Origin of the sequence: Corynebacterium phocae (assembly GCF_008693075.1) — a bacterium.
Lineage (GTDB): Bacteria > Actinomycetota > Actinomycetes > Mycobacteriales > Mycobacteriaceae > Corynebacterium > Corynebacterium phocae.
Genome location: NZ_VXKJ01000030.1, coordinates 37,098 through 60,056 on the forward strand (window position 1 = coordinate 37,098; position 22,959 = coordinate 60,056).

General features: G+C 60.3%; 16 protein-coding genes. 9 read left to right on the plus strand and 7 right to left on the minus strand.

Annotation, left to right across the window (positions count from 1 at the left end):
• Positions 1-142: 142 nt before the first annotated feature.
• The 3 genes from F4V58_RS02425 to F4V58_RS02435 all read left to right on the plus strand — a co-directional run bounded on the left by F4V58_RS02425 (position 143) and on the right by F4V58_RS02435 (position 2,938).
• Entirely contained in the window at positions 143-1,408 is a 1,266-nt protein-coding gene (locus F4V58_RS02425) for an alpha/beta fold hydrolase (protein WP_075733053.1), read from the plus strand.
• A gap of 58 nt (positions 1,409-1,466) precedes the next feature.
• The gene (locus tag F4V58_RS02430; protein ID WP_084559654.1) at positions 1,467-2,552 is read left to right on the plus strand and encodes an SPFH domain-containing protein; all 1,086 of its coding nucleotides are present in this window, start codon (positions 1,467-1,469) and stop codon (positions 2,550-2,552) included.
• 203 nt (positions 2,553-2,755) lie between these two features.
• A complete protein-coding gene (locus F4V58_RS02435; protein ID WP_075733055.1) occupies positions 2,756-2,938 on the plus strand; it encodes a hypothetical protein in 183 nt (60 codons plus the stop codon).
• A 59-nt stretch (positions 2,939-2,997) separates the two neighbouring features.
• Here F4V58_RS02435 and F4V58_RS02440 read toward each other — a convergent pair whose 3' ends face one another.
• Positions 2,998-4,458 carry a peptide MFS transporter gene (locus F4V58_RS02440; protein WP_075733057.1) on the minus strand — a complete coding sequence of 487 codons (1,461 nt, stop codon included), beginning with the start codon at positions 4,456-4,458 and terminating at the stop codon, positions 2,998-3,000.
• Positions 4,459-4,503: 45 nt separating this feature from the next.
• Here F4V58_RS02440 and F4V58_RS02445 point away from each other — a divergent pair, with 45 nt between their 5' ends.
• Positions 4,504-5,751 (plus strand): adenosylmethionine--8-amino-7-oxononanoate transaminase, encoded by a 1,248-nt coding sequence (locus F4V58_RS02445; protein ID WP_075733059.1) that lies wholly within the window; start codon positions 4,504-4,506, stop codon positions 5,749-5,751.
• Positions 5,748-6,401, plus strand: coding sequence for a dethiobiotin synthase (gene bioD / locus F4V58_RS02450; protein ID WP_075733061.1), 654 nt, complete (start codon positions 5,748-5,750; stop codon positions 6,399-6,401). The genes F4V58_RS02445 and bioD overlap by 4 nt, the downstream gene beginning before the upstream one ends.
• 251 nt (positions 6,402-6,652) lie before the next feature.
• Here bioD and F4V58_RS02455 read toward each other — a convergent pair whose 3' ends face one another.
• From F4V58_RS02455 to F4V58_RS02470, 4 genes are all read right to left on the minus strand, one after another.
• Entirely contained in the window at positions 6,653-6,931 is a 279-nt protein-coding gene (locus F4V58_RS02455; protein WP_150385680.1) for a hypothetical protein, read from the minus strand.
• The gene (locus F4V58_RS02460; RefSeq protein ID WP_150385681.1) at positions 6,924-7,295 is read right to left on the minus strand and encodes a hypothetical protein; all 372 of its coding nucleotides are present in this window, start codon (positions 7,293-7,295) and stop codon (positions 6,924-6,926) included. The genes F4V58_RS02455 and F4V58_RS02460 overlap by 8 nt, the downstream gene beginning before the upstream one ends.
• Before the next feature lie 189 nt (positions 7,296-7,484).
• On the minus strand, positions 7,485-7,682 hold the full coding sequence (locus tag F4V58_RS02465) for a hypothetical protein (RefSeq protein ID WP_075733065.1): 198 nt from the start codon (positions 7,680-7,682) through the stop codon (positions 7,485-7,487).
• 100 nt (positions 7,683-7,782) lie between these two features.
• Positions 7,783-8,571, minus strand: coding sequence for an ATP-binding protein (locus F4V58_RS02470; protein WP_075733067.1), 789 nt, complete (start codon positions 8,569-8,571; stop codon positions 7,783-7,785).
• Positions 8,572-9,391: 820 nt separating this feature from the next.
• Between F4V58_RS02470 and F4V58_RS02475 the strand changes: the two genes are divergently transcribed.
• The 3 genes from F4V58_RS02475 to F4V58_RS02485 are packed head-to-tail and all read left to right on the plus strand — an operon-like array spanning position 9,392 to position 12,172.
• Entirely contained in the window at positions 9,392-10,177 is a 786-nt protein-coding gene (locus tag F4V58_RS02475) for an ATP-binding cassette domain-containing protein (RefSeq protein ID WP_075733069.1), read from the plus strand.
• Positions 10,164-11,528, plus strand: a complete 1,365-nt coding sequence (locus tag F4V58_RS02480) for a hypothetical protein (protein WP_075733071.1) — start codon at positions 10,164-10,166, stop codon at positions 11,526-11,528. The genes F4V58_RS02475 and F4V58_RS02480 overlap by 14 nt, the downstream gene beginning before the upstream one ends.
• Positions 11,525-12,172 carry a hypothetical protein gene (locus F4V58_RS02485; RefSeq protein ID WP_075733073.1) on the plus strand — a complete coding sequence of 216 codons (648 nt, stop codon included), beginning with the start codon at positions 11,525-11,527 and terminating at the stop codon, positions 12,170-12,172. Before F4V58_RS02480 ends, F4V58_RS02485 begins: the two co-directional genes overlap by 4 nt.
• A gap of 359 nt (positions 12,173-12,531) precedes the next feature.
• On the opposite strand, the gene F4V58_RS12690 is transcribed toward F4V58_RS02485, so the two are convergent.
• Together F4V58_RS12690 and F4V58_RS02490 are read right to left on the minus strand one after the other, a co-directional pair.
• A complete protein-coding gene (locus F4V58_RS12690; protein WP_211272769.1) occupies positions 12,532-12,945 on the minus strand; it encodes a DUF4143 domain-containing protein in 414 nt (137 codons plus the stop codon).
• Positions 12,918-13,667, minus strand: a complete 750-nt coding sequence (locus tag F4V58_RS02490; protein WP_211272770.1) for an ATP-binding protein — start codon at positions 13,665-13,667, stop codon at positions 12,918-12,920. Before F4V58_RS02490 ends, F4V58_RS12690 begins: the two co-directional genes overlap by 28 nt.
• Positions 13,668-14,150: 483 nt before the next feature.
• Between F4V58_RS02490 and F4V58_RS02495 the strand changes: the two genes are divergently transcribed.
• Positions 14,151-22,955: a type I polyketide synthase gene (locus F4V58_RS02495; protein WP_084559804.1), complete on the plus strand. Its 8,805-nt coding sequence runs from the start codon at positions 14,151-14,153 to the stop codon at positions 22,953-22,955.
• Positions 22,956-22,959: the final 4 nt, after the last annotated feature.

Below are 22,959 nucleotides of genomic sequence, written 5' to 3' on the forward strand. Positions count from 1 at the left end.
TGGGCAAGCCGCGTGCTAGTCAGGTTGATGGCCGGTACCTCCTTCGAAGCTCTGAATTAAAACCCGTTCTGTGCTGGGTAGTTTTTCCTAAGATTACCACCCCGGTGGGAGGCCCTTACCACCGAAAAGGTAGCTCGCTAGAATGGCCACCATGACTGTTGAATCCGTGAAACGTTTTGGACATACCATCAAAGAGCACACCATCAGCGTCCCCTGGGATTACGACAACCCGGGGGAGACTTTTGAGCTGTTCGCCCGGGAGGTTATCGCGCCGGGCGGGGAGGACAAGCCCGCGCTGGTGTACTTCCAGGGCGGCCCGGGGTTCCCGGCGCCGCGGCCGGTGGGCACGCCGGGGTTGCTGGGCAAGGCTTTGGAGCGCTACCGCCTCATCTTGCTGGACCAGCGCGGTACGGGGCGTTCGCACCGGATTGACTCCGCCAGCCCCGCAGCGGATCTGGAGAAGCTGAAGTTCCTGCGCCAGGACAACATTGCCCGCGACGCGGAGCGGCTGCGCGAGCACCTGGGGGAGGACAAATGGAGTATGTTTGGCCAGAGCTTCGGCGGGTTCTGCATCACCTCCTACCTGTCTTTATTCCCGGAGTCGGTGGAGCGCGCGTATTTCACCGGTGGGCTGCCCACGCTGGACAAGGGGGCGGATGAGCTCTACCGTTCTACCTACCGTGCGCTGCACGCCCGGCAGGAGAAGTTCTACCGGGAAATCCCCTGGGCTAAGGGCCGGGTGGAGGAGATCATTCACCACCTGGATAACGCGGAGGAGCTACTACCTACGGGGGAGCGGCTGAGCTCCCGGCGTTTCCGTACCGTGGGCATTGAGCTGGGGCGCGGCACCGGCTTTGACACGCTTGCCTATCTACTCGAGGATCCTTTTCGCGAGGTCAAAGGTGAAAAGCGCCTGCGGACCGACTTCCTGGCGGACGTGGGCGCGCGCGTGAGCTTTTACGGCGCGCCGTTGTATGCGGCCATCCACGAATCCATCTACGGTGCCGTGGGCGGGCAAAAGGTCACCGGCTGGTCCGCGCACCGGGTCCGCGAGGAATTTGAGGACTTCGCGGAGTCCGGAACGTGGCTGACCGGTGAGCACATCTACCCCTGGCAGTTCGATGAGGACCCGGCGCTGCGCCCGCTGAAAGAAGCCGCCTTTGCCTTGGCGGAGCACGAGTGGGAGTCCTCGCCTTACGACGCCGAAGCTCTTGGGAAGGCGGACGCCGTGGCGGCGGCCGCCGTGTACCTGGATGACATCTTCGTGCCCTTCGAGGAGTCCATGGACACTGCGGCAGCGTACAAAGATTTGCGCCCGCACGTGACCAACAAGTTCCAGCACAACGGCATTGCTGAGGACGGGGCCGGCATCTTTGGCGAGCTCCTGCGCTTGGCCGATGACCACTGAGAAACAGCAGTTAAAAGGGTGTAACCTGGGTTTTAAGAGTTCGTAGAAAGGAACAAATATGTCCGGAGCTTTGATAAGTCTGATTGTTTTTGCCATCGTTGGCATCCTTATTCTTTTGACCATTTTTGATGGCTTTGTCATTGTGCGCACCCGGGAGGCCGCCATCATCGAGCGCCTGGGTAAGTTCCAACGCGTAGCCCATGCGGGCTTAAACTTTAAGCTGCCCTACGCGGACCGCGTACGCGACCGTATCTCCCTCCAAGTCCAGCAGCTGGACGTGATGGTGGAGACCAAGACGCGGGATAACGTGTTCGTGCAGATCCCGGTGGCGGTCCAGTACCAGGTGGTTGAAGGACGCGAGCGTGAGGCCTTCTACATGTTGAGCAACCACGAGCAGCAGATTGTGGCCTATGTGCAAGATAACGTGCGTTCCTCCGTGGCCAATATGGGCCTGGATGAGTCCTTCTCTTCCAAGGACACCATTGCGCACAACGTGGCGGAATCCTTGCGTGACAACATGGCTGAATACGGCTGGAACTTTGTCAACACCCTGGTCACGGACATCCGCCCCGATGGTCGCGTGCGCGACTCGATGAACTCCATTAACGCCGCGCAGCGCGAGCGTGAGGCCGCCATCGCGCAGGCTGAGGCTGAGAAAATCCGCGTGGTCAAGGAAGCCGAGGGTGCCGCTGAGGCCCGTAAGCTCCAGGGCCGCGGCGTGGCTGAGCAGCGTAAGGAGATCGTGGAAGGTATTGCCGCCCAGTACGAGATTCTGCGCCAGGCCGGCGTGAAGGAAAATCCAGAAACCCTCATGCTGGTGTCCCAGTACCTTGACGCCATGGTGGACGTGGCTTCCAAGTCACGTACCAACGTGATGTACATGCCGTCCAACCCGCAGGGTATGCAGGACCTCTTTGGCGGTATGCGTGATGCCTTGCTATCTACCAACGCCATGAACCAGAGCATTGACTACGGGGATGACTATGGGGATGACTACGGGGATAAGGAAGACAGTAAACCTCGCCCAGCGCAGCCCCGTCAACAGCAGCCTGAACACCGTGAACTTCCCACCTATCCCAGCGAAGATGAGCAGCCGGAGCAGGGGATTGCGCAGTTGGTACGCAAGGCGCTCAAAGAGAAGTAAACAGAGTTATCTCCGTGCGATGAGTCGAAACTGCGTTTGCAATCTCCGCTAGCCCGGGTAACCGTCCTACAGTTAATTACTGGCCAGCCCTTTCATATGGAGGGGCTGGCCAGTATTGTGAAGAAGAGTTGGTTGATTGGTGGCTAGATTTTTAGAAGCGGCTTTAAAGTACAACTCTTTTTCAAAAGAATGGAAGTAGAGCGATGACACGAAACAGTTCAAAACGCCCGGAGAACCCGGCAGCTGAGCCGCAGCACAGGCGCTATCCCGAAACGCAAGAAGAGAAGTACGAGCAATTGATGGAGCTCCTGGCGGAGAAGTATCCCAACGGCCGCCCGGTGAGCTTCTGGGAATGGCTGGCCCGGGCTCTCCGCATTATTAAGTGAGGGTTGTTAGATTGAGGCGGTCTTCCTGGTGCAGCTTGTGGTTGCGCTAGACGGGGAAATTAGGCTTCGATAATCGAGCCTTTCTTTAGTCCCCACGCGGCCAGGGCGGCGCCGAAGAGCATGGGTATTACTGCAATTCCGGTGATGTACGCGCCTTCGTGTTCGGGGGAGTAGAACACGGAGACGGACCCGGCCAGGGAGCTGCCAATGGCTAGGGTGAGGAACCACAGCGCGGAAAACCGGGTGGCAAAGGCGCGGGGAGCGTGGGTGGCGCTGGCGGCCATGCCCACGGGGCCAATGAATATCTCACCCAGGCTGAGCAGGAGGATACACAGTGCTAGAGCCAGGAATGGGGTGGAGTTATCGCTGCCGCCGGTGAAGGGCAGCAGGACTAACATTCCGGAGCCGGCTACTATCAGTCCGCCGCCCATGAGCACCGGGCGCGCGGGCATATTGCGGGTTGCCATCCAGGCGGCCACCGGAACAATGAGGAGCAACGTGTAGAACGGGTTGAGCGACTGCGTCCAGGCGGCGGGAATTTCAAAGCTGCCCACAAGGCGGTTCAGGCGTTGGTCGGAGTAGACGGCCAGAACGCCGTAGACCTGGAATTGGAGGACCCAGAAGCAGGTGGTGGCCAGGAATAGGGGGATGAAGGTCAGCACGCGAGTGCGTTCGATGGAGGTAACCAACGGGGAGCGGAGCAGCGTGGCAAAGAGGATGATGGCCACGGCCACGGTGCTCACCAATAGGACTAACGCCAGGGTGTCCGGGTTGAGCCAGCCGGTAGCCACGGCCACTATGGCCAGGAGAAGAACCGCTGCACCGCCGCCAACGGCAAGTGCCACCACGCGGGGTGGGGCGGGATTAGCGGGAGTGGAGATGGTCTCCCGAATGTCGGGTGTCATCTGCTTCAGCATGGGACGGCGCAGGATGGGGTAGAGGATACAGCCGATTGCCATGAGAATGGCGGCTGCGGCAAAACCTGCGTGGTAGCCGTACTTTTGGGAAAGGTAACCGGTGAGCAGGGGACCACAGAGCCCGCCGATGTTGATACCAAAGTAGAAGATTTCAAAGGCGCTATCCCGTTTGCCGGCCGCTGGTGGGAAGGCGGCACCAAGAATGGTGATGGCGGCGGTCTTGAGCAGTGCGGAGCCTAGGGCGATGGGGATGAGTCCCAGGAATAGCCCGGCGAACTCGGGGACAAGGGACATGGAGAGGTGGCCAACTATGAGCATGCTCGCGCCGGTGATGAGGGTTTTCTCCGCGCCTAGGACCCTGTCGGAAATCCACCCGCCGGCAAAAGTGAGCAGATAGAGCATGGAGCCATAGGCCCCCACTAGGGCGGTGGCTTGGGTGGTCTCCATCTTCAGACCCGTTGCTTGGTCATAAAGGTAGTAAGCCAGGATGGCTTGCATGCCGTAGAAGCTGAAACGCTCCCACATTTCAATTCCGGCAATGGCGGGAATGGCCGCTGGGAAGTTTTGGTTCCGCGTTGTTGAACGTTGTTCAATTATGGTCATAGAAATTGATTATGCACCACCCGGTGGTGTGGTACATATGAATGCATGAAAAAGTTGAACAGCGTTCAGGTTGCGGAGATTGATGCTCAACACATCTGGCACCCCTATGCCGCGCCGGGAGCCCCCGCTATTCAGGTTGTGGCAGCTGAGGGAAACTACCTGACGCTGGCGGACGGCCGCACCGTGATTGACGGCATGAGCTCCTGGTGGGCGGTATGTCACGGTCATTCACATCCGCGACTGGTTAACGCCGCCAAACAACAGATTGAGGCCTTCTCCCACGTCATGTTTGGTGGACTAACGCATGAGCCGGCGGCACGGCTTACCGCCAATTTGATGGAGCTAACCCGCGGTGATTTTTCCCAGGTATTTTATTCAGATTCCGGGTCAGTTGCTGTTGAGGTGGCGGTGAAGATGGCGCTGCAATATAGCAGGGGCATCGGCAAGCCGGAGCGCACCAAGCTGCTTACCTGGCGCTCGGGATACCACGGGGACACCTTTGCCGCCATGAGCGTGTGTGACCCGGAAGGCGGAATGCATTCCCTCTGGCAAGGGGTGCTGGCGCAACAAATCTTTGCCCCAGCACCGCCGGTAGCGGGAACCGGCGGACACGCCGAATACCTGGCGCAGCTTGACGCGCTGGTCAGCGATGAGGTGGCGGCCATCATCATCGAACCCGGCGTCCAAGGCGCCGGCGGTATGCGCTTCCATGACCTGGAACTGGTGGCAGGCCTGCGGGAGATATGCGACCGCCACGGGATTTTGCTCATCGCGGATGAGATTGCCACCGGTTTTGGGCGCGCCGGGGAGCTGTTTATGACCCAGGCTGCCGGCATCACCGCGGACATCCTTTGCGTGGGCAAGGCCCTGACAGGCGGGTTCATGTCGCTTGCCGCAACACTGGCCACCGAGAAAGTAGCCACCGGCATGCAACCGGCCGCGCTCATGCACGGGCCCACCTTCATGGCCAACCCGCTGGCCTGCGCGGTGGCAGCCGAGTCCACGGAGATTATCAAGGAAGGCCACTGGCGCACCCAGGTTGCCAACATTGAGTCCTGGCTCAAAGCCGGCCTGGCCAACGCCCCGGGGCTTAGCCGCGTGCGCGGCGCAATTGGAGTAATGGAGATGGACCACCCCGTGGATATGGCCGCTACCACCGCCGCCGCTTTGGATGAGGGCGTGTGGCTGCGGCCCTTCGGCCGGCTCATCTACGCCATGCCCTCATATATCAGTACTGAAGAGGAAGTAGCCCGGATTTGCCGGGCCATGATTAAGGCAGGTGAGTGCGCATGATTGTGTGCGTTACTGGAACAAATACGGGCGTTGGCAAAACCATCGCGTGCGCGGCTCTGGCAGCGCAGACGCGGGAACGCGGGCAGTCGGTAGTAGTGCTCAAACCCGTCCAGACTGGTGAGCCCGCAGGGCAGGGTGATGTGTTTACCGTGGCTCGCCTGGCCGGGGTACCCGCGCACGAGTACGTGCGTTTCCCAGAGCCGCTAGCGCCCAACCTTTCCGCGCGCCGGGCGGGGCTGCCCCAGCCCACCCTGGAGGAAGTGGCCGCTTGGGTTCGCAGTTTTACTGCCGATGTCGTCTTAGTCGAAGGCGCCGGCGGCCTGCTGGTTCGCCTGGCTGACAGCTTCACCTTGGTGGACCTAGCTGTTGAGTTATCCGCGCCCTTGGTGGTGGTCACCAGCCTTAATCTAGGCAGCCTGAACCTGGCGGAGCTCACCGTCCGTGAGGCCCAACGCCACGGGCTTGAGGTCCTAGGCCTAGTTGGTGGGAGCTTGCCCGCCCAACCCGACCTGGCAACGCGGCTCAGCGTGGAAGAAATGCCTGCGGTCACCGGGGTTGACCTATGGGGCTGCCTTCCCGACGGCGCGGGCGAGCTTAGCCCGGCGGAGTTCCTTGCGGCCACGGCCGGCGTGCAACCACGCTGGTCCTAAGAACAGGCCTTTGTCAGATTCATCTTTGAGGCGGATGTTTCGGGTTGCTTATCGTCGAACAAAGTGGCAAAGCTCACTCGGTGCCACCTGTCACTCGTCAACGAGCCGGGGCGTAGGGCCGTTTAAAAGTGAAGTGCCCCGGGTTGTGTGCCTAATTAACTCCCCTGTGAGAACGCTCCGTTCTAACGCGGTATTTTTACGAACAGTGAGTTCCCTGCCCAGTAGCCGGGAACCACACCTTGCTTAAAACGCTACACATTTTTGGGATGCGTAATTGCGTAACCGATACCGGTAAACAAAAGACCCAGCAAAGCCGGAGCAATCGCGAGTTTGTCCCTCTCGCAGATAAGTAAAAAGAACGAAAAAATATACAGGCTAGCTGCTCCGGCGAACACCCACGCCCCAGTTTTAGATGGAGCGCTTACTAGTGGATGCTCGGAGTATTTTCCAGTAGAAGACACGAAAGCGGCACTACCAACTAGTATCGCTGATGCAATGACGACAATAATCGGAAACCAATTATTACCCAAAGTTCCTCACCTTAAGTACCGCAGCTACAGCTGCTGCCGCAACAGCAGGCAAAACCCTTGGTTGCGGCCCTACAACCTCATAATTGATATCAACATATTCAAGAGCCGCTACGAGTTCGGGATCAATAGTCCCATCGGCTATCAAATCCTCAGCAGACTCAATAGCTGCATACGGAATTTGAATTGGTTCACCTTCGTTTGTGGCGACGCAACTGTGGGCAGAGGTAGAAAATGATTCTTGTGCTAACGCCCCAGGTGCACTCGTCACAGACAACGCCAATGCCATAACAAGAGTTCCAGCAATTGATTTCACATGAGATAACTTCTTCAACGCAGCCTCCGTCAACGCAACCTCCGTCATCACTATCTTGCTTGCATCCTACTTTTATGCCCGATCGTGGGCAATCTCTCGTGAATTTTGGGGGGTCGTCGGGGGTGTTGTCTCTTTGTTGATTTAGGCCATTCTGACGTCGATTTCGTGTTGGTCTGACGTGTCGTCGGGGGTGTTTGAAGTGGCCTTTGGCTTGTTCCTAGTAATTTACCCTGGTTTCTATTATTTCAAGAAGCTGGTTTTGGCTGCAATATTCGGCCTCAACTTCCAGTGGAGTGCGGTAGCCCAATGTCTCATGAATGCGAACTTCATTCCATCATGACCCCACTGGGGCGTTGCAACCTCTACCTCAAATTCACCCTCCCATTCCTTATTTTTAATAGCTTCATTTTTGTAACCCCCGTTGATATTTTCGGCCATCGCATTGTCATAGGAATCTCCTACCGTCGAAGTGGAAGAAGAATTCCATGCTTAGCCAAGGTACCTTTCGTACACGACGCTGACATACTGACTACCGTGGTCAGCGTGATGCACAAGCTGCGAAGTCCCGGGGCCATGTGTCCTGTCGCTCAACCACGAAGAGCCGCTGGAGTCTTTCCACGTATTTGGCAACGGTCTCCAGTTTGATAGAGGGGGCTACTTGGGCGACGTCTGCGCGAAGGGACGTTAGTGTTGCCTCTGAGGCTGTGGCTCGAGCCAAGGCTTTTAGAAGGCGTCCGATGACGACTGGATCGTGTCGCAGGTCTCCTAAACGTTTCACATCTGTGTGAGCGATCTCTTCGAGATATCCGCGGAGCAACCTGGCTGATGCTTGAGGTGGGAGGGTGGACATGGCTGGGAACCCGGGGGTGGTCAACGCAGTACACGCCTTTGATAGGGTCATTTTTGAGTCAGATGTTTCGGGTTTTTCGCCGTTGAATAAAGCGGCCAAGCTCACTCCGGTTGGTTCTCCATGCAGCTCCCACCAGGAGAGGGTGCGCTGCCGGAGGCGTAAGAATCGCCCGGTGCCGGTATGCCTGGCGTCATCGTCTTTAGGGACAGCAGAACCGGTCAGTATGAAAAGGCCTGGGTGGCCGGCCTTGTCGACCCGGCGGCGAACGCGGTTCCACATACCCGGTGCTACCTGCCACTCGTCAACGAGCCGGGGCGTAGGGCCGTCTAAAAGTGAGTCTGGGGCAACTGACAGCCTCTCACGGGAAACGTCATCGTCTAGGAAAACGTAGGAAGCTGCTGCATTCAGAGCTGTCATAGTTTTGCCACATGCGCGCGGCCCCTCGATCACCACAGCACCCGCAGTATCCAGCGCCATGGTTAGGGTTCTGTCAAGCACCCGGAGTCGGTATCCGGTTGTGTCCGATAAGCCGTGCGATATTGCGCTGCTTGCGTCCTGTCGCTTGATCCGGTGGGATCTATGCGCCGGTGGGTGGAGTTGTAAATAAGAGCTTCTGGCCGCAGCCTAGTCTCTTCAAAAATAACTCCGTTCACATTATTTTAGGGTGGCCATAACTAATTAGCTATGTCAAACTATTTTCATACCCCCGGTTACCCCCTGATGCCTGGGTTCGGTGATTTCATGCTGTGCCGCCTTGGTGGAGTGGCCGGGGGGGCACCGGGATTCAGGGTTTTGTTGGTTAAAATTTTTCCCGCACGAGTGGGGTAGGTGGTGGTCAAAGCCGCTTATTGGGTTTCGTTTTAGGTTTATGCCTATTTTCGACTCTGGCGGTGGCTATTGGAATGGATGGGGTTAGGTGAAAGAAATTTATGTGACTATGCAAATGGAATCTGAGCTTAAATCATCGCCTATGCCTAATGGGTCACTAATTTTGGTCATAGGCCGGTAGCCTGGACCGTAGGGGACGTTGCCAAAGAGATTTCTGGTGACGTTCGTGCTCAATGGCAAGCTTTGCCTGCTTGGGCGCATGGTTTAGTTGTTGTAGCGTTAATAGACCATTCCTTTCATTTGTGAGTATTTAAACCTAGGAAGGATTTAATGCATATAAAAAATGCAGTTTTTGCTTATATTTTCGATGGTCAGCGTTAGTCCGTGTGCAACTAAGCGCTAGAATTTGAAATTTTTCCGGCGGCTTCTTAAGGAGGCGCCGGATAATTTTACGATAGGAGTTTGTTCCATGTTGAAGTTGGATGATGTAAGCAAGGTATTCCGAAAGCGGGGTGAGTCGCTGAGGGCGCTTGATCATGTGAGTATTGAGTTTGATAAAGGTTTTCATGCGTTGATTGGCCCTAACGGTGGTGGTAAGTCCACGTTGATGGGTGTTGCTACTACGTTGGTCACTCCGACTGAGGGCAGGGTGGTCTACAACGGGTCAGTGCTCAACCGGCGCACCCGTGATAAATACCGCCGGACAGTTGGATATGTTCCGCAGCATATTTCCTTTATTAAGAGCATGAGTGTGATGGATACGCTGGTGTACGTGGCGTGGACTTCCGGGATTTCCCGTTCTGCCGCGCGTCAGCGTGGTCGCGATCTTCTTGTGGATTTTGGTTTGCAAGAAAAAGAAAATGCTAAGACGGGTTCTTTGTCTGGCGGTCAGTTGCGGCGTTTGGGGTTGGTAGCGGCAATGATCAATACTCCAAGTATTGTCTTCCTGGATGAGCCTACGGTTGGTCTTGACCCTGAAGCTCGTGTTCAGGTGCGCCAGATTATCGGCCAAATTGCGCAGGACTCTACTGTCATCATGTCAACGCACTTGGTCGAGGATATTCGCTTTTTGCCTGGTGCTTTGCATGTTCTCTCCAGTGGCAAGTTAGCTTATTCGGGAACATGGAAGGATTTATCAGCGCGGGTTCCGCAGGTTTCGGAAGCTGCGGGTTCGTCTTTCGAGATGGCTTATGGAGAAATTGTCCGTGGCATTAAGTCCCCGGGTCAGGAAGGTCTGGGACATGGTGTGGCGTAAATTTGGTTGCCCGGTGTCACCGGTGTTGGGGATGTTAACTGCAGTAGCTGTTGCGGCTATCGGGGTTGTGTTCTCACGCGGTTTCTTCGACACGCTGTATCCAGTGTGGAATGAGACTATCGCTAGATGGATTGCCGGTTTACCTTTTGCTTTGATTTTGGTATCTGGCGTATCTGCTTTTACCATGTCGCAGCTTTTTCATGAAGACTCTGTTCTCAATATTGGTTTGGGGACTCGCGGTAATTCCGCGATAGTCGGATCGATTATTTTTACCATGTCGGTCATTTCCTCTGGTGCGTTTTTCCTCGGGTTTCTTCCGCTGACTTTCCATACTTTAATCAGCGGTCCAGATATTCCCGGTGTGGTGGTAAAAGTTGCGTTGCCAGCGGTGTTGTCTGTGATGGCGCAGATCTCTGCCGCAGTTGCGGTGGGGGCGGTGTGTGGTTTGGCCACCCGTAAACGGGCAGCTATATTCTCTGCGCTGCTTCCTATTGGTATTTACGGTGTTCTCGTTCTTCTATCTTCCTGGTTTAGTAATTCGTTTTGGGCGTTTTTCCCCAACGAGGAATTGGATAAGTCGGGGGTGTCTTTTGTTTACTCCAACGCAGTCCGCTACTTAGGTCTATCTTTGAGCGCTGCGGTGGTGCTGGGCATAAGTTGGTTGTTGATTAAGGGCCTGTCTGAACGTCCGGCCGAAGTTCCGAAGAAACTACAGGTGGCAGCGCCGGTAACCGTAGCTACGTTGCTGGCTTTAAGTATAGTAACCGGCACGCAGCAGTCTTTGTTTCTTAGTGAGAGGACGGGGAACTGCGAGGCAGTTGCCGGCACTGAGACTCAATTGTGTTTGGCTGATTTTAACGAACCTCGTAGGGAAGAACTGTCATTGATGATAGCTGCACTTATTAATCGGTTGGGACACCCAGGTCCGATCAGGGAGGTTGCGGATTCTAGCTTGCCGGGCACGCCGGATGAGGGGGTTTTGACTGTCAGCATCGATAGGGATGGAAATAATTCCGAATTCTTGCTGATCGCTGATGTGTTGGCTGGACGCTTTGCATGTGGCAACGACACTACGCGAGAAAGCTTTGAAACCACCGGGAGTATTGCTGAATGGCTAAAAGCGGCGCCACTGCCTGAAGGGGTTAGAGTCGAGTCGGTGGTCGCTGGTGATAGTCAGCAAAACCAGGGAGTTGTAGCAGGCGATGATGACAATATCTATAAACATCAGTATTCGCAGATTTCAGGTGAAACCCCGGAATCGGTGGCAACCATGCAGCAGTATTTGCGTGATCATGAAGCAGCGATTGCCTCTTGTACGCCACCACCTTTGCCTCCTGGAGTGATTTTATGAGGAAACGCCTCTATCTCTTTTTAGTGCCTGCTTTCCTTGTGATGGCAGCATTGTGCGCTGCCCTACATAAGGCACCAGCCGGACTGGCTATCAATATCAACCCGCAGGTGCCAGGAGGGCGTGGTCAGGTTCTCTTAAGCTTTGATGAGATGATTCCGGTATTTTTCATTACTTTGGCTACCGTTGTCACCTTTCCCACCTTGAGTGAATGGGAATTAAGGCGCCGCCGTCCCAGGGTGGGTAAACTCCTGGACTCTTGCTTTATTGTGCTGGCAGTATGTGTCTCGGTCGGTATCGACGTTTTTCTATTTTGGCGTAATTGGCATGGCGGACCCTTCTTTCAGTATGAAATATTGTTTAATAATACCTTGCTATACGCGGGAATTGCCTTCCTGGCGGTGACCTATTTAGGTAGAACCAAGGGTGCTGTGGTCTGTTTGGCTACCTACGCTTTTTTGATCTTGGTTCTGGCTTACCGGCCCGTGGAAATGGACTTCTATTGGCCATACGCTAGTTTCAATGGCCCCGGTCCATGGTATTCCCCAGTGCATTACACCGTCACAACTATCGTGTTGCTTGCCGGCTTGTGGGCCCGCTATCACTGGGCGGGTGCTGCTAATAGTGCCTTAAACAAAGACACCTGATGGACCGCGTCAAGGTGGTGGGGCGGTAGTAATCCAGGTTTCCGGTATGGGCCCGAAAGGTTGACCAGCCGGAGTCGTTGCCGCCAGTGCAATCGGAACTAGCCTAGCTGTGGTACAGCCGGTGAACTTCCGTGTTAGCGGTTCAATGCTCTACTCGTTGCGCAGCAGTGAGGCCACGTCCATGGGGGGCGTGGCCTTTGCGCTGCGCAGCCCGCGCTGTGCTGAAGGGGGTGCGGGGGATGGCGTGGTGTGAGGCGCACTTGGCCCGGCGGAGTTTCTTGCTGCCCCGGCCGGCGCGCAACCACGTCGGTGCTAAAACCGGGTGTGGATTTTATGGACTGCCTTTGGGGGTACCGTTTTTACGGGCACAGTGCAGATAGCGGGCAAGTGATAGCGCCGTCGGCCAGCGTAAATGTGCCGCCGAGGGCCGTGACGATGAGCCTAAAGGCGGGTTCACCGTCTATCTGGTGCACTGCGTTGTTCAAGGACTTAGCCCCTGCGACAATTTGGCCCTCGCCGAGCTTAACTTCCACGGCGCCCCAGCGCCCGTCGGGGAGAACGACCACGGCGTCAAGTTCATGCCCATTAGAGTCGCGGTAATGGTAGACGCGGCCCTCAAGGGGTTCAACTAGAACCGAAAGGTCGTGGACTACGGCGCTTTCAAATAGGACTCCGGCGGTTGACAGGTCTTTCTCCAACGCAGCTGCGTCCGCACCCAGTGCGGCGGCAGCCAGCGCTGGATCTGCTAGATGCCATCGCGGAGATACTCGCAACCTGGCCCGGGTGCGAAGTCCCGGGGCCATGTGTCCTGTCGCTCAACCACGAAGAGTCGCTCGAGTCTTTCCACGTATTCGGCAACAGTATCCAGTTTGATAGAGGGGGCTACTTGGGCGACGTCTGCGCAGAGCGTCTTAAATGTCGTCTCCGAGGCTGTGGCCCGCGCCAAGGCTTTTAGAAGGCACCCGATGACGACTGGATCGTGTCGCAGGTCTCCTAAACGTTTCACATCTGTGTGAGCGATCTCTTCGAGATATCCGCGAAGCAACCGGGCGGATGCTTGAGGTGGGAGGGTGGCCATGGCTGGGAACCCGGGGGTGGTCAACGCAGTACACGCCTTTGATAGGGTCATTTTTGAGTCAGATGTTTCGGGTTTTTCGCCGTTGAATAAAGCGGCCAAGCTCACTCCGGTTGGTTCTCCACGCAGCTCCCACCAGGAGAGGGTGCGCTGCCGGAGGCGTAAGAATCGCCCGGTGCCGGTATGCCTGGCGTCATCGTCTTTAGGGACAGCAGAACCGGTCAGTATGAAAAGGCCTGGGTGGCCGGCCTTGTCGACCCGGCGGCGAACGCGGTTCCACATACCCGGTGCTACCTGCCACTCGTCAACGAGCCGGGGCGTAGGGCCGTCTAAAAGTGAGTCTGGGGCAACTGACAGCCTCTCACGGGCGCCATCATCGTCTAGGAAAACGTAGGAAGCTGCTGCATTCAGAGCTGTCATAGTTTTGCCACTTGCGCGTGGCCCCTCGATCACCACGGCACCCGCAGTATCCAGCGCCGTGGTTAGGGTGCTATCGAGGACCCGAGGTCGGTAGTCCTGTCCTAACACTTCTGCTGCATTTATGCAGTAAGGCTACTGCTAATGGGCCTTCCTCAAAACCCTAGGGGGAATTTTGCAGGACTCCTAGGGGGATCTTTGCAGGACTCCTAGGGGGATCTTTGCAGGACTCTTAGGGGGAATTTTGCAGGACTGCTAGGGGGAACTTTGCAGAATTGGCGGCTGTGGGGGAATTTACCGCAATTCTTGGTCGGCTGGCCGGTAAAAGATGATGGTTCTCTCATGTTCGTGTGGCATGCTGGTGTATTGACTTTCATAGCTAAAACTTCCGTGCCCCCGCCCCGGGGCACACCAGGAACCTAGTACCTAAAGGAGCGGGCTTAAACCGTGAATCACAAACTCACTTTTGCAGCTGGAAAACCCCTGGTGGAAAGGTTCGCTACCGAGCCTTTCGCCCTGACTTTTGCGGGGCAGGGCTATCCGTGGCTGGAGACTTTAGCGCAGCACCACACAGTGCACGCGCAGGTAGAAGACCACGTGGACAAAGCCGCAGAGCTTCTAACACCGCTGGCTGATGAGCTGGCGCCGTTTTTCCCGCAGGGATTTGCGCCTATCCAGTGGGCGCATGGGGAGCGGCCGGCGGGGCTATCTGAGGCGGCGGTGTCCACGCCGGGCATCGTGGTGGCCCAGGTGGCAGTACTAGAAGCGCTCAAGGCGCAGGGTCTGGATCTCACCCGGGCGGTGGCGTGCGAGGGCCACTCCCAAGGCGCGTTGGGCGCGGTCGTGGCGGCCGGCCGGGCACCGGCCAGTGAGGTCATAGCTTTGGCCCAGCTCATTGGTGCCGCAGCGGCTTCTACCGCCCGCCAGCACGGGCTCATCCGCACCACCCGGGGCTGCCCCATGGTGTTGGTGCGGGGCGTAAGCCTAGAGCGGCTGGAAAAAGCTGGCGCCACGGTGGGGCTGCGTAACGGCCGGGACGCGTTTGTCATTGTGGGTACGCCAACGGAGGTGGCCCGGGTGTGCGCGGAGCTGGAATCCCAGGCGGCGCGCGAGGCCAAGGAGCGGGAGAACCACACCCGCGGCGGGGCCGTGTTTGCCCCTAGCTTCACGGACTTAGATATCCAGGTGGCCTTCCACCACCCGCTCATGGAGGCGGCCGTGGAGCAGGTTAAGCGGTGGGGTGCCCAGGTGGGCCTTGACGCCCAGCTGGTTGAAGACGGTGCCCGTGCGGTGCTTACGGCACAGGTGGATTGGCCACAGCAGGTCAACCAGGCGGTGGAGCGCGGTGCGAAGTGGATCCTTGACTGCGGGCCAGGCAGTGGGGTGCAGGCGCTGACGGCAAAGGTTGTGCAGGGCCGCGGCGTGGGCACGGTCTTGGTTAGCAAAGAGCGCGGGCAAGCCCAGCTCTTTGACGCAGGCCAGGCCCCGGAGCTTCCCGCACCGTATTCCCAGTTCGCGCCCACCAAGCGCGGGCAGCACGTAATAACGAAGTTCACGGAGCTTACCGGCTACAGCCCGGTCATGCTACCCGGCATGACGCCCACCACCGTGGATCCGGCAATCGTGGCCGCAGCGGCCAACGCCGGGCACTGGGCGGAGCTAGCCGGCGGCGGCCAGGCCACCGCAGAGATCTTGCACGAGAACTTAAACAAGCTGCGCGCGCTGGTCAACCCGGGCGTGAACGCGCAGTTCAACGCCATGTACTTGTCACCCAAGGCCTGGCGTCAGCAGATTATCGGCGAGCGCCTGGTGCCCAAGGCCCGCGCGGGCGGGGCACCGATTAACGGCGTGGTGGTATCCGCAGGAATCCCGCCGGTGGAGGAGGCCGTGGAGCTAATTTCCTCCCTGCGCGCGGACAACATCCCGTGGGTGGCGTTCAAACCCGGCACGGTGGCGCAGATTTCACAGGTCTTAGACATTGCTGATGCTGCCTGTGATACCCCCATCATCATCCAGGTCGAAGGCGGCCACGCCGGTGGCCACCACTCCTGGGAGGACTTGGATGAGTTGCTCGTGGAAACGTACGCCGCTATCCGGGAGCGCTCGAACGTGGTGCTGGCAGTTGGAGGGGGGATTGGCACGCCAGAGCGCGGTGCTGATTACCTGGACGGCACGTGGGCTAAGGCCTATGACCTGCCTGCCATGCCAGTGGACGCCATCATGGTGGGAACCGCAGCCATGGCGGCTAAGGAATCCACGGCCTCGGAAGGAGTGAAGCAGGCCCTGGTGGCTGCGCGTGCCACCGACGCCAACGGTGGCTGGGCACCCAGCGGCCAGGCCAACGGGGCCATTGCCTCCGGGCGCTCCCAGCTGGGAGCCGATATCCACGAGATTGATAACGCCTTCGCCCGCGCCGGCCGGCTGCTAGATGAGGTAGCCGGTGACGCCGGTGCCGTTGCCGCCCGCCGCGCGGAAATCATTGAGGCTATAAACGCCACCTGCAAGCCTTACTTCGGTGACGTGAGCCAGATGACCTACGGGCAGTGGCTGCACCGCTACGTGGAGCTGGCTTTTAGGGGCCAGTGGAAAGATAAGTCCTGGGCTAGCCGCTTTGTTTCCATGGTAGCGCGCGCCGAGGCCCGCTTAAACCCCACCGACCACGGGGAATTTACCCCGCGCGTGGAGGTAGATACCGAAAAGCCCACCGACGCGATTGATTCGCTGCTGGCCTACTACGGGGACGCCCCCGTGCACGTGGCGGACGCAGACTGGTTCTTAGAGTTGCTCGAAGGCCCCGGCAAACCGGCCAACTTTGTGCCCGTCATCAACGCGGAGGTCCGCCGCCTGTGGCGCCAGGACTCCCTGTGGCAAGCGCACGATGACAACTACGACGCCGACGGCGTGTGCATTATCCCTGGGCCCCGTGCCGTGGCCGGAATTGAGCGCGCCAATGAGCCGGTAGCGGATATCCTGGCCCGTTTTGAGGCGGCCGCCGCCGCGCGGATCTCCGCCACCGCGCCTACGGCCACCCCAGCCCAGCTCATCGAGTCCGCGCCCACCATCAACTGGGCGGGCTTTGAACAACCCAACCCGCTGCACCTGGTAGCAGACGCACGCTACGTTGACGGCCAGCTCATCATCCCGCTGCCCGGTGCCATGGGCCCCGGTGGTTCCTCCGCAGCGGTGGACATTCGCGTAAGCGTAGAGCCCCCGGCCGTGCCCGGTGCCTCCCCGGTTGTTACCGAGTCCGCCGCCGCAGAGTCCATGACCGCGCTGGCTAAGGTGGCCGCAGGTGGAGATTTCCGAGGTATTGCCCCCGCCAGCGCCGGTAGCGCCGCCCACTACGAAAACGTTACCGCCGGCTGCGCGCCGGGGCTAAGTGGCGTGGCCGCGGACTACCTGGTGGGCAAGGCATGGCCGGAGATTTTCGCGGCTATCGCAGGCGCGCACACCCCGGGGGGCACGCCGGTGGTCGAGGGACTGCTGAATTTGGTGCACCTGCGCCACCGCTTGCGTTTGACCGGTGAGGGGAGCTTTGCGGATGCTGTTGTGGGCGGCACTGTGGGCGGCGCTGTGGACGGCACTGTGGACGGTTCAACCTGCCGGGTGGACGCCAGCCTGCGAGGCGTGGCGGACACCCAGCTAGGGCGCGTGGTAACCGTGGAAGCCCGCGTGCAGGTAGGTGAGGTCACGGCCGTTTTGGAAGAGCAGTTTGCCATCCGCGGCCGCACCGGTAGCCAGCCGGTGCCGGAGCTAGACCCGGTAGATTTCGTGGAAAAACCGCGCTCTTACCGGCACACCCTGGTGGCCACCGCGCCGGGGTCCATGCGCGGCTTTGCCCGCGTGACGGGAGATTTCAACCCCATCCATACCTCCGCCGCCGCGGCGGCGCTGGCGGGATTTGATAGCGGCGTGATCGTCCACGGCATGTGGACCTCCGCGCTGGGCCAGCTGGCCGCAGCCTTTGACGGCCAGCAGGTGGTCTCCTGGGACGCGCAGATGCTAAGCCCCGTCCTGCCCGGTGCCAGCGTGGAATACGTGGTGGAGCGCAGTGGGGTGAGCGCGCGTGACGGCGAGGGTGAGGTCCGCACGGTCACCGCCAGCGTGGAGGGCCGCCCGGTGCTGCAGGCCACGGCCGTTATGTCCGCGCCGGTGACGTTCTACGGCTTCCCCGGCCAGGGTATCCAGAGCCCCGGCATGGGCATGGAGGCTTTTGCTGCCAGCCCGGCCGCGCGCGCGGTGTGGGAGCGCGCGGACCGCCACACCAGGCAGAAGCTGGGCTTTTCCATCCTGGAGATAGTCCGCACCAACCCGCCCGCCGTAGTGGTGGCAGGGGAGCGCTTCTCCCACCCGGAGGGCGTGTTGTACTTAACCCAGTTCACCCAGGTGGCCATGGCCACGCTGGGCTGCGCGCAGGTGGCGGAGATGCAAGAGGCCGGCGTGTTAGAAAAGGGCGCCTATTTTGCGGGGCACTCCGTGGGCGAATACAACGCCCTGGCGGCTTATGCCCAGGTGCTTTCCTTGGAGGCCGTGGTGGAGATTGTCTACGCCCGCGGGCTGACCATGCACCGCCTGGTAGACCGCGATGAGCGCGGGGTGTCTAACTACGGCCTGGCCGCACTGCGCCCCAACAAGATGGGGCTGTCGGAGCAAGACGTGTTCCCGTTTATCACCGCCCTTGCCGAAACCACTGGTGAGTTCCTAGAGATTGTCAACTACAACATTGCCGGCGTGCAGTACGCCGTGGCCGGCACCCGCGCGGGGCTTGAGGCGTTGGCACAGCACGCGGAGCAGCGCGCGCCGGGCCAGCGGGCGTTTATCCAGATCCCGGGTATTGACGTGCCCTTCCATTCCTCGCACCTGTTGGACGGCGTGCCGGCCTTCCGGGCGCACTTGGATCAGCTCATCCCGGCCAAGATTGACCTGGACGTGCTGGTGGGCCGCTATATCCCGAACCTGGTGGCCCGGCCATTCGCGCTGGACCGGGAGTTCGTAGAAGCCGTGGCTGAGGTTGTGGATTCGCCCGTTATCGCCGAGGTGTTGGCCAACTTTGCGGATTATGACCGTAATGAGTTGGGCCGCACGCTGCTCATTGAGCTACTGGCGTGGCAATTTGCCTCCCCCGTGCGCTGGATTGAGACTCAGGACTTGCTGCTTGGTGTTGCGGATCGCTTCGTGGAAATTGGCGTGGGTTCTTCACCAACGTTGGCCAATATGCTGGGCCAGACACTGCGCCTGCCACAGTATGCGGGCTGCGAAATTGAGGTGCTCAATATTGAGCGCGACCGGCCAACGGTCTTTGCAGAAGACGCGGTGGAGGCTCCGCAGGAGGCGGTGCCGGAGGATAAGGCAGCAGCAGCGGAAGCGGAAGTCCGGGAGGCGGCGGCACCTGCCGTGGCCCCGGCACCAGAGCTAATTCCGCAGTCCCAACCGGGGGCGGAACCGCCCGCAGATAAGGCCTTTACCGCTGCCGACGCCACCGAGATGCTCGTGGCCATCTGGACCAAGGTCCGCACCGATCAGATGGGTGCCACCGACACCATTGAGGCTCTCGTGGAGGGCGTGTCTTCCCGCCGCAACCAGTTGTTGTTGGATTTGGGCGTGGAGTTTGGTCTGGGTGCCATTGACGGCGCGGCGGAGGCCCCCATGGAGGATTTGAAAGCCAACGTAGCTGGCCAGGCGCGCGGGTACAAGGCCTTTGGCCCCGTCCTTTCTGAACAAGTAGGCGAGTCACTGCGCCGCCTGACCGGCCCGGCGGGTAAGAAGCCTGCTTACGTGGCAGAGCGCGTGGCAAGCACGTGGGCACTGGGCCCCGGTTGGGTGGACAGGGTTACCGCCCAGCTGGTGCTAGATACCCGCGAGGGCGCTTCCTTGCGCGGCGGGCAGCTGGCAACGCTTGATAGCCCCACCACCCAGGCTGAGCTAGATGCGGTCATCGACCAGGCAGTCCAGGCCGCCGGTCAGGCCGTGGGCGTGAGCATATCCAAGCCACACGCCGGCGGCAGCACCACCGGCGGGGTAGTGGACTCCGCAGCGTTGGACGCTTACGCCGAAAAGCTGGAGGGCGCGCTGGAGACTTCCGCGCGGACCCTGCTGGCGGCGCTGGGCAAGACGCAAACCCCGGCCGTGTTTGCTGAAGGAGAAGATGACCTTCACCAGCTAGTCACCGCGGAGCTGGGGTCTGACTGGCCTAAGCTGGTGGCCCCGGCATTTGACGCGGAAAAGGCGGTGCTGCTTGATGATAGGTGGGCCACGGCGCGCGAGGACGTGGTGCGCGTGGCCACCGGCGCGCTTAAGGAAACAGACGTTACCGGCGCAGGTGAGGCCGTGGCGGCTATGGCCCGGCACTTCGGGCTAGAGGACCTAGCCAACCAGGCGCTATCTGATGAGGGCCTGGATTTTGCCGGCCAGGTAGCGGTGGTCACCGGCGGCTCGCCGAACTCCATTGCCGCTGCGGTTACCGGGGAGCTGTTGCGCGGCGGTGCCACCGTCATTGCCACCACCTCGCGGCTAGACCACGAAAGGCTGGAATTCTACAAAGGCCTCTACCGCAACAACGCCCGCGGGCGCGCCGCGCTGTGGGTAGTGCCCGCCAACTTGAGCTCGTTTGCTGACCTGGATGCGCTCATAGCCTGGATTGGGCAGGAACAAACGGCAACGGTGGGGGCCTCGTCCAAGCTGGTCAAACCCGCGCTAGTGCCGGATTTGATCTTCCCGTTTGCCGCCCCGCGCGTGGCCGGTACCCTGGCGGACGCCGGCCCGGCCGCAGAAAACCAGATGCGGCTGTTGCTGTGGTCGGTAGAAAGGATCATCGGCGGCCTGAGCGCCCTGGGCACTGACACCCACGTGGGCCACCGCCTGCACGTGGTGTTGCCCGGCAGCCCCAACCGCGGCCGCTTTGGCGGGGACGGTGCCTACGGTGAGTCCAAGGCCGCGCTGGACGCGCTGGTCAACCGCTGGCACGCGGAGCAATCCGCCTGGGGTGGGCGCACTAGCCTGGTGCATGCCCACATTGGTTGGGTGCGCGGCACCGGGCTGATGGGCGGCAATGACCCCATGGTGGAGCTGGTGGAAGCGCGCGGGGTGGAGACTTTCTCCACTGCGCAGATGGCCCGCATGCTGGTGGGGCAAGGTGCGAGCGCCGAAGCCCGCGAAAAGGCCGCGCAGTCACCGGTCACGCTGGACTTTACCGGCGGGCTGGACACCGCAGAGCTGAACCTCCCGGAGTTGGCGCGCGAGGCCGCTGCTCGCGCCACCGGCGCTCCCGCCGCCCCGCGCACCGCCCAGGCGCTGCCCAACCCGCGTACCCGAATTGAGTGGACCACACCGGAGTTTTCCGGAGTCAGCGCGGGCCTTGATGACATGGTGGTCATTGTTGGCGCGGGCGAGCTAGGCCCATTGGGTTCCTCGCGCACCCGCTTCGAGGCGGAGGTTGACGGTGGGCTTTCTGCCGCCGGCGTCACCGAGCTGGCATGGTCCATGGGGCTTATTACCTTTGATGGTGAGTGGCTAGATGCCCAGGGCCAGCCGGTAGCCGAGGAAGACATCTACGAGCGCTTCCACGATGAGGTCATGGCCAACGTGGGTGTGCGCCGCTACCACGATGATTTTGGCCCGCACATGCCCATGGTGGATAACCTAGCCCCGGAGCTGACCACCATCTATCTGGAACGCGAGCTGTCTTTCGCGGTAGCAGATGAGGCCACGGCCAAATCCTTTGTAGCCGACGTGGAGGGCGCTTCCGCCCACTTTGACGGTACGGAATGGCAGGTCACCCGCCCGGCGGGCTCACCCGTGCGCGTGCCTAGGCGCGTTGCCATGTCGCGGTTTGTGGGCGGGCAGGTGCCCACCGGTTTTGATCCGAGCGTCTACGGGATCCCGGCCGATATGATTGACAACCTAGACCGGGTGGCCGTGTGGAACCTGGTGTGTACCGTGGACGCCTTCCTCTCCGCCGGTTTTAGCCCCGCGGAGCTGCTAGCTTCCGTGCACCCGGCGCGGGTGTCTTCCACCCAGGGCACCGGCATGGGTGGCATGGCCTCCTTGCGCTCCCTCTACGTGGACAAGCTGCTGGCGCAATCACGCCCCAACGACATTTTGCAAGAAGCGCTGCCCAACGTGGTGGCAGCGCACGTCATGCAGTCCTACGTGGGCGGCTACGGCCAGATGGTTCACCCGGTGGCGGCCTGTGCCACCGCCGCGGTCTCCGTGGAAGAAGGCGTGGACAAACTCCGCCTGCGCAAGGCGGACTTCGTGGTAGCAGGCGGCATTGATGACCTCTCGATTGAGGGCATTGAAGGATTTGGGGACATGGCCGCCACCGCTGACTCCGCCGCCATGGAGGCCAAGGGGATTGAACACAAATTCTTCTCCCGGGCCAATGACCGCCGGCGCGGCGGCTTCATCGAGTCCGAGGGCGGCGGCACCCTGCTGCTGGCGCGCGGCAGCCTGGCAGCGCAGCTGGGCCTACCCGTCCTGGGCGTGGTGGCTTTCGCCGAATCCTTCGCCGACGGCGCGCACACCTCCATCCCCGCACCGGGGCTGGGCGCGCTATCGGCTGCGCGCGGCGGCACCGACTCCCGCCTGGCGCAATCCCTCGCGGCACTGGGGGTTAGCCCGGATGAGGTGGCGGTGATTTCCAAGCACGACACTTCCACCAACGCCAATGACCCCAACGAGGCGGACCTGCATGAACGCGTGGCCGCCGCCCTGGGGCGCAGCGCCGGCAACCCGCTCTATGTCATCTCCCAGAAAACCCTGACCGGCCACGCCAAGGGCGGTGCCGCCGCCTTCCAGCTCGTAGGGCTCACGCAGGTGCTGCGCGCCGGGATTATCCCGCCCAACCGTGCGCTGGACTGCGTGGACCCGGCCATGGCAGAACACGCGCACCTGACGTGGCTGCGCCTGCCGCTGGACCTGCGCCACACCCCACCCAAGGCCGGGTTGGTCACCTCCCTGGGCTTTGGGCATGTCTCCGCCCTGGTGGCCGTGGTTCATCCAGGTGCGTTTTTGGCCGCGCTAGAAGCCGAAGAAGGCCAGGACGCCGCCCGCACCTGGCAGGCGCGCGCTAAGGCCCGCGAGCAGGCCGGCCTAGACCGGCTGGAAAACGCCATGCGCGGCGGCCCAGCGCTCTACCAGCGCCCGGCTGACCGCAACCTAGGCGGCAGCGGGGACGCGGTGAAAGAACGGGAAGCCGCGGTCTTGCTTGACCCGGACTCCCGCCTAGCGGGCGGCCGCCTGGAGCCGGGGGTAAAAAGCCCCGGAACAAACCCCAGCGTGCCGCGCCTTTAACGAT